General features: G+C 54.4%; 10 protein-coding genes. 6 read left to right on the top strand and 4 right to left on the bottom strand.

The genetic code is table 11. The features are described 5' to 3' along the window. Nucleotides 1-57: 57 nt before the first annotated feature. From BUB06_RS05380 to rhaS, 4 genes are all read right to left on the bottom strand, one after another. A complete protein-coding gene (locus BUB06_RS05380) occupies nucleotides 58-363 on the bottom strand; it encodes a type II toxin-antitoxin system RelE/ParE family toxin (protein ID WP_010296214.1) in 306 nt (101 codons plus the stop codon). Continuing rightward, the gene (locus BUB06_RS05375) at nucleotides 351-641 is read right to left on the bottom strand and encodes a CopG family ribbon-helix-helix protein (RefSeq protein WP_010296210.1); all 291 of its coding nucleotides are present in this window, start codon (nucleotides 639-641) and stop codon (nucleotides 351-353) included. Before BUB06_RS05375 ends, BUB06_RS05380 begins: the two co-directional genes overlap by 13 nt. Nucleotides 642-702: 61 nt before the next feature. Beyond that, nucleotides 703-1,557: a helix-turn-helix domain-containing protein gene (locus tag BUB06_RS05370; protein ID WP_072886120.1), complete on the bottom strand. Its 855-nt coding sequence runs from the start codon at nucleotides 1,555-1,557 to the stop codon at nucleotides 703-705. Nucleotides 1,558-1,581: 24 nt separating this feature from the next. Beyond that, a complete protein-coding gene (gene rhaS / locus BUB06_RS05365) occupies nucleotides 1,582-2,421 on the bottom strand; it encodes an HTH-type transcriptional activator RhaS (protein WP_039470510.1) in 840 nt (279 codons plus the stop codon). A gap of 336 nt (nucleotides 2,422-2,757) precedes the next feature. Between rhaS and rhaB the strand changes: the two genes are divergently transcribed. The 6 genes from rhaB (at nucleotide 2,758) to mgtA (ending at nucleotide 11,952) form a co-directional block, all read left to right on the top strand. Then, nucleotides 2,758-4,248, top strand: coding sequence for a rhamnulokinase (rhaB, locus tag BUB06_RS05360; RefSeq protein WP_039470509.1), 1,491 nt, complete (start codon nucleotides 2,758-2,760; stop codon nucleotides 4,246-4,248). Next, nucleotides 4,245-5,507, top strand: coding sequence for an L-rhamnose isomerase (locus BUB06_RS05355; RefSeq protein WP_010296200.1), 1,263 nt, complete (start codon nucleotides 4,245-4,247; stop codon nucleotides 5,505-5,507). Before rhaB ends, BUB06_RS05355 begins: the two co-directional genes overlap by 4 nt. Nucleotides 5,508-5,511: 4 nt before the next feature. Beyond that, nucleotides 5,512-6,336 carry a rhamnulose-1-phosphate aldolase gene (rhaD, locus tag BUB06_RS05350; RefSeq protein ID WP_010285281.1) on the top strand — a complete coding sequence of 275 codons (825 nt, stop codon included), beginning with the start codon at nucleotides 5,512-5,514 and terminating at the stop codon, nucleotides 6,334-6,336. Between the two features lie 109 nt (nucleotides 6,337-6,445). Then, nucleotides 6,446-6,760, top strand: a complete 315-nt coding sequence (gene rhaM, locus BUB06_RS05345; protein ID WP_010296192.1) for an L-rhamnose mutarotase — start codon at nucleotides 6,446-6,448, stop codon at nucleotides 6,758-6,760. Nucleotides 6,761-7,221: 461 nt separating this feature from the next. Next, complete coding sequence (locus BUB06_RS05340) at nucleotides 7,222-8,799, top strand: methyl-accepting chemotaxis protein (protein ID WP_039470507.1); 1,578 nt, start codon at nucleotides 7,222-7,224, stop codon at nucleotides 8,797-8,799. A gap of 441 nt (nucleotides 8,800-9,240) precedes the next feature. Next, nucleotides 9,241-11,952, top strand: a complete 2,712-nt coding sequence (mgtA, locus tag BUB06_RS05335; protein WP_039470505.1) for a magnesium-translocating P-type ATPase — start codon at nucleotides 9,241-9,243, stop codon at nucleotides 11,950-11,952. The last annotated feature ends 406 nt before the right edge of the window (nucleotides 11,953-12,358 follow it).

Below are 12,358 nucleotides of genomic sequence, written 5' to 3'. Positions count from 1 at the left end.
GAATGTGACTACCCGAGCATATGGCTCCGCTGACCGATAAATCTCAGAGAGACAGCATTACGGGTTTTGATAACCAGCTTCTTTTTGATGTTTAACGGTCAGTATCACCACTCTGCCGGTCAGCTCATCGTGACGGTAAAGCATCACATACCCGCTGCTGCCGAATTCGATCACCAACTCTTGATATTCAAGGGGAAGATGTTCCACTGGTCGCCCGATATTCGGCAGCGCTTCTAACTGACGAATGCCCCGAATCAAAACTTCAGCGGCCTTTTTCGCGGCCAGCGCATTTTTGTTTTTTAGAAAATCCTGTAGACGCTGCAAATCACGCCTCGCGCGTTCTGAAACGATCACTTGTGGCATGCAGGCGCATCCTGTTCATGTCCAGAACCCCAGGATTCTAACCAGGTAACGGTCTCATCTGCGGTGATATGTTTGCCAGTGTCCTGATAGTCTTCCCACGCGGCCAACGCCTCTTTACGATACTGGCTGCGTTTTTCTTCCCGTTCAACGTATTCGGCAATCGCTTCCAGCATCAGCGCATGGGCTGAGCTGTTGCGGTCATCGGCCAGCGTTTTCAGTCGTTCTTTGATGTCCTGATCGATGCGCAGCGTCGTGGTTTGACGTGTGGTGTCAGCCATCATGTGCTCCGGTTAATATCATTGGTGTCACCAGTGATATTAACCCCGAACGATGCGGGTGTCACTCCACATTCAGGAAGCGCTGGCGATAAGCGCTGGGCGAAACGCCGAACGCCTGATGGAACACCACAGAGAAGTAGTTACTGTCCTCAAAACCACACAGCGCGGCGACGTCGCCGATGGTTTGCAGATCATAACGCAGCAGCTCCATCGCCTTACATAGCCGCAGTTGGCGCAGGTAGTGCGGCACGCTCATGCCGGTTTGCTCTTTAAAGCGCGCACGCAAACTGCGGGCGCTGAAGTGGTGCTGTTCGCAAAAGGCTTCAAAGCGGAACGGTGCCGCGATGCTGGCACGCAGCGCATTCATCAACATATCCAACGGGTGCGCATCGGCCAGTTGCGGACTATTCGGCGTGTGGCGATAGCGCGCCGCCAGCAGCGCAATCTGCAACAGCAGCGCTTCACTCAATTGCAGCGACAGCGCATCCGATTTCATGCACTCCTGACTCAGCGCGTCCACCTTCTCGCGAAGGGTATCCATGCCTTCCGAGCCTAAACACCAGTAGCGCTGGCTTTGTGGAAGCTCCCCGCCCGGCAGTAACGCTTGCCAATCGGCAGATAACGTTAGGCGATTGCGAATATAGAGAATGTTGTCCAGCTCAAGCTCGTGGACGGATTCATAGCTGTGGCGATCGTTCGCGGAGACATAGAACATATCGCCACGAGTAATACGGTAAGGCACATCGTTCCAGAGGTGCAGGCCATTGCCACGCCAGACGATGACGAGTTCATCAAAATCATGATGATGCAGCGGAAACACGGGCTGTGGGTGCCGTTCGGCAACCATCACGGCATTCTTGTCGGTGAGGAAATAGTCTTCAGTCTGTAATTTCAAACCCCGTATTGCTGTCGCCATTCCCTCACCCGCAGTTGCCGTTACCTACTCTTCACGAGAAAACGCCTGATGGCGCAGTGATTTAGGCGCCTGCGAGAATGCCTTGCGGAATTGCGTCGAGAAGTGATTGCTGTCGCTAAATCCACAGGCGTGCGCAATCGTGGTGATGGAATCATCACTCTGCTGCAACCGCCGACGAGCCTCCAGTAATCTTAACCGATTCAGATAGCGTTGTGGCGTCATACCGGTGTGTTGTTTGAGCTGACGGTGCAGCGTACGCAGCGGCAGCGAGAACCGATCGGCCAGACTGCCCCAGTTGACCTCTTCGCTGTAGTTGTTTTGCAACCAGCCCAGCAGCGCCTGTACCCCCTGACGCTCGGAGCCGTTGGCCTGCGTCTGAAAACAGTGCTGGCGCAGTTGCACCAGAATGTGCAGAAACAGGCTCTCGCTGGCGGCAATCGCTTCCGGTGCATCGCTCTGCGCCAGTTCAGCCAGACTGTTCATCGACTGTTTCAGCTGCTGCATTCCCACCGCATTGACCTGCCATTGCCCCTGCCACTCGCCGTTCGGGCCATACGGCAAAAAGGCGGCGATATCGGAAAGGAAGCGGAATCCGCGCGGCGAGCGGTACAGCATGTTCGTCAGGCACAGCCCTTCGACGTCTTCAAAAAGATGCCGATCGTTATCACGAACGAAGAATACCGAACCGCTGCACAGTGCATAGGGCTGATCGTTAAACACATGGACGCCTGCGCCCTGCTCCACCAGCACAATTTCCCAGAAATCATGATAGTGCTCAGGAAACGCCGCTTGTGGGGTACGCGGCTCCACCGCAACCGTTACGGCACGCGAAGTAAAAAAATCATCACCACGAAGTAACGTCATTTCAGTTCTCCATTCAGCCTCTGGCAAAAGTGCAGCCTTTGAAAAAGGGTAGCCATAAGCTACAAAACCAGCCTTGAAATACCGTCACCCGCACGCCGTCTGGCTGCTCTTTTTTTAAGATCGCACCGCCTAATTGATTGAAGTGTGGTAAGGATCACACCGCCTTTTCCCTGATTTTTTCGTGGTTATTCCCTAAATAATTTCCCAGATTGTGAGCCCTTTCACGGTCAGCTTTGTCATTTTGCCAGCCGCCTGTTGTTGATGGCACTCATAGGAAGGTGGCTTCTGTTACCGCTCCTTACACTGCAACACATCCAACAAGTAAGGAGTGCGGCTATGGCGGTGAAGAATATCGTGGCGGTGGATTTAGGTGCATCCAGTGGTCGGGTCATGCTGGCAACCTTGCACACCGCAACGCAGCATTTGACGCTGAAAGAAATTCACCGTTTCAGCAATACGCTGGTGTTTCAGGACAACCATCATCAGTGGGATCTGGCCGCGCTAGAAGGCGATATCCTCACCGGATTACACCAAATCGATGCCATGGGTATCGCCCCCGATAGCATCGGGATCGACAGTTGGGGCGTGGACTATGTGCTACTCGATAAGGACGGGAAGCGTGTTGGCCTGCCGTATTCCTATCGCGACCACCGCACCGACGGCGTAATGGCCGCGGTTACCGCAGAACTGGGACGTGAGGCGATCTATCAGCGTACCGGCATTCAGTTCCTGCCGTTTAATACGCTGTACCAGCTTAAAGCGCTGGGCGATGCGCCGCCTGACGATCTGGCTCAGGTGGCACACCTGCTGATGATCCCCGACTATTTTCACTATCGCCTCACGGGGAATGTCGTCTGCGAATACACCAACGCCAGCACGACCCAACTGCTTAATCTGGAAAAGAAAACCTGGGACAGTGAACTGCTGGACTATCTGAGCATCCCGCGCCGCTGGTTGAGCGATCCGGTACAACCGGGGCACGCCGTCGGGAACTGGACAGCGCCAAGCGGACGACACATTCCCGTTACCGCTGTCGCCACGCACGATACCGCCAGCGCGGTAGTCGGCGCACCGTTGCTGAGCCGCGACAGCGCCTACCTCAGTTCCGGCACCTGGTCGCTAATGGGCATCGAGAGCGACACGCCGTTTAATAGCCCGCAGGCGCTGGCCGCCAATATCACCAACGAAGGCGGCGTAGACGGCACCTATCGGGTGCTAAAAAATATCATGGGTCTGTGGCTGCTACAGCGCGTTTGTCAGGAGCGTAATATCAAGGATTTAGGCGCGCTGATTCAGTCCGCCGCCGCCGTGCCCGCCTTCGCCAGCCTGATTAACCCCAATGACGATCGCTTTATCAATCCGCCATCCATGCATCAGGCGATCCGCGACTATTGCCGTGAGCACGGCCAGCCTGTGCCCCACAGCGATGCCGAACTGGCACGCTGCATCTTCGACAGCCTCGCGCTGCTCTACCGGCAGGTGGTGCTGGAACTCGGCGAACTGCGCCATGCGCCAATCCGCCAGTTGCATATTGTCGGCGGCGGCAGCCAGAACGCCTTCCTGAACCAGCTGTGCGCCGATGTGTGCCAGATTCCGGTTCTGGCCGGGCCGGTCGAGGCCTCAACGCTTGGCAACATCGGCTGCCAACTGATGGCGCTGGGCGCCGTTGCCGACCTTGCCGCCTTCCGGCACATGCTGACTCATAACTTCCCTCTGCATCGCTATACCCCGCGTGCGGAGAGTGATTTTGCCGGGCACTGGCGTCGTTTTCAGGCGCTCAGCCAGCCAGAAACCGCCCCACAGGGCAAAAAGGAGACAACGCAATGAGCACACCAATTGAAGCTGCCTGGCAGCTGGCAAAAACGCGTTACGCCAGCCTGAATATTGATGTAGAGGCCGTGCTGGAACAGCTCGATCAGATTCCGGTGTCAATGCACTGCTGGCAAGGTGACGATGTGGCTGGATTCGAGAACACCGGCGGACCGTTGACCGGCGGCATTCAGGCTACTGGCAACTACCCCGGCAAAGCGAGCACGCCAGATGAGCTGCGTGCCGATCTGGAACAGGCGTTTGCGCTGATCCCCGGTCCAAAACGGCTGAACCTGCACGCCATCTATCTGGAATCCGCCCAGCCCGTCGCCCGTAACGAGATTGCCCCTGAGCATTTCAGCACCTGGGTTGAATGGGCCAAGCACCACAAGCTCGGGCTGGATTTTAACCCGACCTGCTTTTCTCACCCGCTGAGCGCGGACGGTTTTACCCTGTCGCACCCGGACGAAAAAGTCCGCCGCTTCTGGATTGAACACTGTCAGGCTAGCCGCCGGATTTCCGCCTACTTTGGGCGTGAACTCGGCACGCCGTCCGTCATGAACATCTGGGTGCCGGACGGCATGAAAGATTTGACCATCGATCGTCTGGCATTCCGCCAGCGACTGCTCAGCGCACTGGATGAGGTCATCGCCGAACCGCTCGATCAGGCACACCATATCGATGCGGTGGAAAGTAAGCTGTTCGGGATCGGCGCAGAAAGCTTTACCGTCGGCTCCAGCGAATTCTGCCTCGGCTACGCGACCAGCCGCGGCACCGCGCTCTGTCTGGATGCCGGACACTTCCACCCAACCGAAGTGATTTCCGACAAGATCTCCAGCGCGATTCTGTACGTTCCACGCCTGCTGCTGCACGTTAGCCGTCCGGTACGCTGGGACAGCGACCATGTGGTGCTGCTGGACGACGAAACGCAGGCCATCGCCCACGAAATCGTGCGCCATAAGCTGCTTAACCGCGTGCATATCGGGCTCGATTTCTTTGATGCCTCAATCAACCGCATCGCGGCCTGGGTTATCGGCACCCGCAACATGAAGAAAGCCCTGCTGCGCGCGCTGCTGGAACCGACAGAAACGCTGCGCACACTGGAGCAAAACGGCGATTACACCGCGCGTCTGGCCCTGCTGGAAGAGCAAAAATCGCTGCCGTGGCAGGCCGTGTGGGAACACTACTGCCAGCGTCATGACGTCATCCCGGGCAGCGAATGGCTGCAACAGGTGCGTCAGTATGAAGAAACCATCCTCACTCAACGTCAAGGGTAAGACTATGCAAGCAATTCTCTCTTCCTGGTTTGTACAGGGAATGATTAAAGCCACCAGCGACATGTGGCTCAAAGGCTGGGACGAACGTAACGGCGGTAACGTCAGCCTGCGCCTGACGGCTGAGGATGTGACGCCTTATGAAAGCGATTTCTACCCGCAGCCGCGCCACGAGGCGTTATCACAGCCGATGCCTGCGCTGGCAGACTGCTGGTTTATCGTCACCGGCTCCGGCAAATTCTTCCGCAACGTGCAGTTGGATCCGGCTGATTCACTGGTGGTGTTACAGGTCGATAGCGACGGCAAAGGCTATCGCATTTTCTGGGGGCTGACCAACGGCGGCCTGCCAACGTCTGAACTGGCCTCGCATTTCCAGTCGCACATTGTCCGTATGGGCGTGACCCACGGGCGCGATCGCGTCATCATGCACTGCCACGCGACCAATCTGATCGCCCTGAGCTATGTGCTGGAACTGGATACCGCGAAGTTCACGCGTGAACTGTGGGAAGGCAGCACGGAGTGTCTGGTCGTTTTCCCAGACGGCGTGGGGATTGTGCCGTGGATGGTGCCGGGCACAGATGCCATTGGCGATGCCACCTCCGAACAAATGAAGCGTCATTCGCTGGTGCTGTGGCCTTTCCACGGCATCTTCGGCACAGGACCGACGCTGGACGAGGCCTTCGGCCTGATCGATACCGCAGAGAAATCTGCCGAAGTGATGGTAAAAGTGATATCGATGGGCGGTAAGAAGCAGACGATCTCGACCGAAGAGCTGATCGCGCTGGGTAAACGTTTCGGCGTCACACCAATGGAAGCCGCGCTGCGCGTGTAGGTTGTGTAACGCATGCAGTGCGTGTAATGCGTATAGCACTAGCTTCAGCCTCAACTCGCCACGGCATTACCGCCGTGGCGTTCTGCCAACGACTACGGGGGACTCATCCATGTTGCGTAAGGCTTTTGTGATGTCGGTTTTTCCTGACAGCCACGATGAATATCAGCGTCGCCACAATCCTATCTGGCCGGAACTGGCCGAGGTGCTAAAGAACCACGGTGCGCACCATTACAGCATTTTTCTGGATAAACAGCGCAATCTGCTGTTCGGCTATGTCGAGGTCGAGTCCGAAGCACGCTGGGAAGCGATTGCACAAACGGATGTCTGTCAGCGCTGGTGGAAGCACATGAGCGATATCATGCCCTCCAACCCTGATAACAGCCCGGTCAGCGATGCGCTGGAACCCGTGTTCTATCTGGACTGAGGAGAATCGTGCAGCGGTAATATAATTAAAGTATTACCGCTGTAACATTATTTTGAAGGCATAAGAAAGATGACGGAGGACAGAAGAAAGAAATAATTTGTCATTTAATTAATGGATTCCGTTACATATAAGCATTATTTTTATTAAACACATAAATATTTATTAATTATTGATGGCAATCACATTTTATTCTCTCTGTTTGTGAATGCTTTGTTTTTCACATTAAAAATAAAAACATTTATTAAAACAATGATTAACAACCCTCCCTTCAAAAACAACCCATCACCATAATCCGTTGTCACATTGAAATAAAACAGAATTTAGTCTCGATATAATCAATTTGGTTATTATTAAACTCTGTTTATTCACCGGCACCACTTTATCGAATTACACATTATAAAGATCTTATTTTATTTGCCGTTATCACTACTACCTTCTCTCTATAATCAATAAGAATAGCGATGAAATTCTCTCAACTCACAGTACTTTCCAAGTTATTACTCGGTTTTTCCGTCCTGATAGCCATGATGTTGTTATTAGGTGTGGTTTCACTACTCCAACTTAGCGTTAATAATAGCCGTATTGATGAATTAAGCAGCAGCAGCCTGCCTGGCGTGCGATATAGTCTGGAAATGCGCGGTGCATTGTCTGAAACGCGTTTGCAGCAAATTCAGTATATCGATTCTAAAACCCCCGAGGAGCGCGAAGGCCACCGCAAAGAATTACTGCAAAACGCCGATGCCTTCCTTGCCGCGTTTAAGAACTACCAAACCGTTGCTAACAGCGAGGATAAAAAAGCGCTGATTAAGGTAATTGGCGAAAATTTCTCCGGCTTTAACTCGGTCAATTCCACGCTGGTTGATACGGTCAATCGGGGCGATCTTGCAGAAGCCAGCAAAATCAGCGGTGCAAGCTCTTCCAAGTACCGTAGTCAGCTAATGAAAGATTTGGCCAAGCTGGTGGAGATGGAAGTGGCGACGGCAAAAGATATCGTCGACGGTGCCAATTCGACGTATCGGACGTCACAATACTATGTCTGGGGATTGCTGCTGCTCGCTCTGCTGACGACCGTCGTTATCGCCACCGTGATCTCACGTAATATTTCGCGCCAGCTCGGCGGCGACCCGAATTACGCGCAGGAAATCATGACCGAGATTGCTTCTGGTAATCTCACAACGGAAATCAAGCTGCGTCAGGGGGATAACAGCAGCCTGCTGGCCTCCATCAACCACATGAATCGGCAGTTGGTGAATACCGTACACACCATCATGAACGGCAGTGAATCCATCACGCTGGCGTCCAGTGAGATTGCTCAGGGCAACAGCGACCTGTCACAGCGTACCGAAGAGCAGGCGGCTTCACTGATTCAGGCATCGGCCAATATGCAGCAGTTGACGCACACCGTGCGCCAGAACGCGGATAACGCCAAAGAAGCGAGCCAGTTGGCGCAGCAAACCTCGGAAACCGCTTCTCAAGGCGGGCTTATCGTGGACGACATGCTCAAGCGTATGCATGAGATCTCCGACAGTTCGCAGAAGATCGTTGATATTATCGCCGTGATCGAAGGCATTGCCTTCCAGACCAATATCCTTGCCCTGAACGCCGCAGTAGAAGCGGCCAGAGCAGGCAGCGAAGGGAAAGGCTTTGCCGTCGTAGCCGGCGAAGTCCGCACGCTGGCACAGAAGAGCGCCAACGCGGCTAAAGAGATCAAGACGCTGATCGAAGGCACCGTTGAGAAGATTACTGACGGCTCCGCGCGGGCAGACAAAGCCAGCCAGGCGATGTCGGAAATTGTGCTGTCGGTGAAAAAGGTGACGGATATCGTGGCAGAGATTTCTCAGGCCTCCAACGAGCAGCATATCGGCATCAAAGAGATCAGCGTGGCGGTAGAACAGATGGATCGGGTCACCCAGCAGAATGCCGCACTGGTTGAAGAATCCGCCACGGCGGCGCACGCCATGACAGAACAGGGCGAACAGCTACGCGATGCCGTTCGTTTCTTCAAAGTTAACCAAGACCACATGCTGAGAATTCATTAATTCTCCTCTGCCCCGTCGACCACTCGGCGGGGCAACAAGCCTCTCACCCACTGCATAGCAATACGCCGCCGACGCCCGCTGATTAGCGGCAAGCACACCCGATCTCACTCACGAACAAACGTTGACGTCCGGTTTAGGCAAACAGGGTTATGGTTGCACCACTAAACTACGTACTGTGTTTTTACGTAGTCGGTTTCGTCAACTGACGACTATTTTTATACCTCGCCGCACGGCGATAAGGAGACAACATGGACGAGCACCCTCGATGGCCCGGTAAACCGCATCCGTTAGAATAAGGACTGTCTTCTTCCTCGACCTCTCTGTTCTCTCCGCCTGCGCTGTTTACCCCCCTTAATACCTTCATTTTTTTCCGCTTTACGTCCCTTTATCCGGGATGCGCGCCCGTGCGCGGCGGACAGGCAACATTAAGAGAGCAGCATCATGACCCATATGATCACGCAAACGGGATATCGCCGCGCCCGTAAGACACCCACGGCCACCTTTGCGATTGCCCGCGAGGCGCAAAATAGCCTCGACCAAACGCTGGCTAACCTGAATACTCATCTGCACGGCTTAAGCCATGATGACGTCATTGAGCGTCAGCAAACCTATGGCGAAAACCGCGTCGCCCACGAAAAAGCACCCCATGCGCTGGTGCAACTGGCCGCCGCGTTTAATAACCCATTTATTTACGTACTGATGGCGCTGGCCGCTATCAGCTTTTTCACCGATTACTGGCTACCGCTGCGCCATAACGAAGAGACATCGCTCACTGGTGTGATCATCATTCTGGTGATGGTGAGCCTGAGCGGCCTGCTACGCTTCTGGCAGGAGTTTCGGACCAATAAAGCCGCAGAAGCACTGAAATCGATGGTGCGGACAACGGCCACCGTGCTGCGTCGTCCTCACGCCAACGCCACCGCCGTCTTGCAGGAAATTCCGCTTCAACAGCTGGTTCCCGGCGATATTCTGACGCTTTCCGCCGGCGATATGGTGCCAGCGGATGTTCGGCTGGTGGAATCACGCGATCTGTTCGTTAGCCAGGCGGTACTGACTGGTGAATCGCTGCCGATCGAAAAATACGACGTATTCAGCGATATCAGCGCCAAAGGCTGTCAGCCCGCAGGTAGCGGCGGCGAAAGCGATCTGCTGGCACTCTCCAACATTTGTCTGATGGGCACCAACATTTCCAGCGGCACAGCAACGGCGATTGTCGTAGCGACCGGCAGCCACACCTACTTCGGTTCGCTGGCAAAATCCATCGTCGGCACCCGATCCCAAACCGCCTTCGATCGCGGCGTGAACAGCGTAAGCTGGCTGCTGATCCGCTTTATGATTGTGATGGTGCCGGTCGTGCTGCTGATTAACGGCTTCACCAAAGGCGACTGGATGGAGGCCAGCCTGTTTGCGCTGGCGGTGGCGGTCGGCCTGACACCAGAAATGCTGCCGATGATTGTCTCATCCAATCTGGCAAAAGGCGCGATTGCCATGGCGCGGCGCAAAGTGGTGGTCAAACGCCTGAACGCGATTCAGAACTTTGGCGCGATGGACGTCCTGTGCACCGATAAAACCGGCACGCTAACGCAGGATCGCATCATCCTTGAACATCACCTGAATACGCAGGGTCAGATCGATACAAGTGTACTCCAGCTCGCCTGGCTCAACAGCGCACACCAGAGCGGCATGAAAAACCTGATGGATCAGGCCATCATGCATTTTGGTCGTCATAATCCTGCCATCGCCGCACTAGGCCGCTATCGCAAAATCGATGAGCTGCCGTTTGATTTTATTCGCCGCCGTCTGTCCATCATCGTTGCCGATGAACACAACCAGCAACGCCTGATTTGCAAAGGAGCAGTAGAAGAAATGCTGGCGGTTGCCACGCATGTCAGTGAGAACGGACAGCAGTATGAACTGGACGACGCGCGCCGCAATGCGCTGAAAACGCTGGCGGAAAGCTACAACCAGCAAGGGTTCCGTGTGCTGATGATTGGCACCCGGGAACTGAGTCCGGTGGGCAGCACGCTGCCACTCAGTGCCGAAGATGAACGCGACCTGACAATTTGCGGCCTGCTGACGTTCCTCGATCCGCCGAAAGAAAGCGCCTCTGCCGCCATTCGCGCCCTGCATGAAAACGGTGTGACGGTTAAAGTTCTGACGGGCGATAACGCGATTATTACCAGCAAGATCTGCCGCGATGTCGGACTGGAGCCGTGCGAGGTGCTGGAAGGTAACGCTATCGATGCGCTCAGCGATGAACAGCTCGGCGTACTGGTAGAACAACGCACCATTTTTGCCCGACTGACGCCGCTACAAAAATCCCGCGTGCTGAAAGCGTTGCAGGGGAATAACCATACGGTCGGCTTTTTGGGCGACGGTATCAACGATGCCCCCGCCCTGCGCGATGCGGATATCGGGATTTCCGTCGATACGGGCACGGATATCGCCAAAGAATCGGCCGATATCATTCTGCTGGAAAAGAACCTGATGGTGCTGGAAGAAGGCGTGATCAAAGGGCGCGAGACGTTCGGGAATATCATCAAATACCTGAACATGACCGCCAGTTCCAATTTCGGCAACGTGTTTTCCGTGCTGGTCGCCAGCGCCTTTATTCCGTTCCTGCCGATGCTGGCGATCCATCTGCTGATTCAGAACCTGATGTACGACATCTCTCAGCTGTCGCTGCCGTGGGACAAAATGGATAAGGAGTTCCTGCGTAAACCGCGTAAATGGGATGCCAAAAATATCGGGCGCTTCATGCTGTGTATCGGGCCAACGTCATCGATTTTTGACATCACCACCTACGCGCTGATGTGGTTCGTGTTTGCCGCCAACAGCGTAGAGCATCAGGCTCTGTTTCAGTCAGGCTGGTTCGTTGAGGGGTTGCTGTCACAAACGCTGGTGGTGCACATGCTGCGTACCCAGAAGATCCCGTTCATTCAGAGTACAGCGGCGCTGCCAGTGATGTTGATGACCGGGCTGGTGATGGCGCTGGGCATCTATCTACCGTTCTCACCGCTGGGGCCGCTGGTCGGTTTACAGCCGCTGCCGTGGGAATATTTCCCGTGGCTGGCCGCCACGCTGATTGGCTACTGCACTGTCGCTCAACTGGTCAAACGCGCCTATATCCGCCGCTTCGGCCAGTGGTTCTGATCCCTTATTTACCTCTTCACGGCGGGTGCGCTGTCGCCCGCCGAATCAGGAGCCGCTATGAAACCTTCTCGCCACGCATTCAGGATCGTTGTCTTCTTTCTTACCCTGATTTCACTGATTAACGTCACGATGCTGCTCACCGTCATCTAGACTGTAAAAATACCAATACAGTGGCAAAAATACATACCACCTTGGATGTATCATAAGTTAACGATCTTGTTGCAAAAAAAGAGAGAAAAAATATATAAGCAATTAAATAATAAGCAATATATTCTTATCAATGGGGTGGTAAGCAAAATAGGCATGGTTTTTTTAAGGGAATCATGGGGTCAGCGCTAAACCATTCCCCTATTAGGCCGAAACTAAAATAAACCCCCTGTCTACTTTTGCAAACTGCACATGTCAG

Source organism: Pectobacterium carotovorum (assembly GCF_900129615.1).
In the GTDB taxonomy this organism is placed as follows: Bacteria; Pseudomonadota; Gammaproteobacteria; order Enterobacterales; family Enterobacteriaceae; genus Pectobacterium; species Pectobacterium carotovorum.
Note: the sequence above shows the minus strand (reverse complement) of the source record. Positions and strands in the feature narration are given on the sequence as shown.

Excerpts from the sequence above, each read along its gene's own strand:
- BUB06_RS05380 (WP_010296214.1), bottom strand. The coding sequence starts at position 363 with ATGCCACAAGTGATCGTTTCAGAACGCGCGAGGCGTGATTTGCAGCGT.
- BUB06_RS05375 (WP_010296210.1), bottom strand. The coding sequence starts at position 641 with ATGGCTGACACCACACGTCAAACCACGACGCTGCGCATCGATCAGGAC.
- BUB06_RS05370 (WP_072886120.1), bottom strand. The coding sequence starts at position 1,557 with ATGGCGACAGCAATACGGGGTTTGAAATTACAGACTGAAGACTATTTC.
- rhaS (WP_039470510.1), bottom strand. The coding sequence starts at position 2,421 with ATGACGTTACTTCGTGGTGATGATTTTTTTACTTCGCGTGCCGTAACG.
- rhaB (WP_039470509.1), top strand. The coding sequence starts at position 2,758 with ATGGCGGTGAAGAATATCGTGGCGGTGGATTTAGGTGCATCCAGTGGT.
- BUB06_RS05355 (WP_010296200.1), top strand. The coding sequence starts at position 4,245 with ATGAGCACACCAATTGAAGCTGCCTGGCAGCTGGCAAAAACGCGTTAC.
- rhaD (WP_010285281.1), top strand. The coding sequence starts at position 5,512 with ATGCAAGCAATTCTCTCTTCCTGGTTTGTACAGGGAATGATTAAAGCC.
- rhaM (WP_010296192.1), top strand. The coding sequence starts at position 6,446 with ATGTTGCGTAAGGCTTTTGTGATGTCGGTTTTTCCTGACAGCCACGAT.
- BUB06_RS05340 (WP_039470507.1), top strand. The coding sequence starts at position 7,222 with ATGAAATTCTCTCAACTCACAGTACTTTCCAAGTTATTACTCGGTTTT.
- mgtA (WP_039470505.1), top strand. The coding sequence starts at position 9,241 with ATGACCCATATGATCACGCAAACGGGATATCGCCGCGCCCGTAAGACA.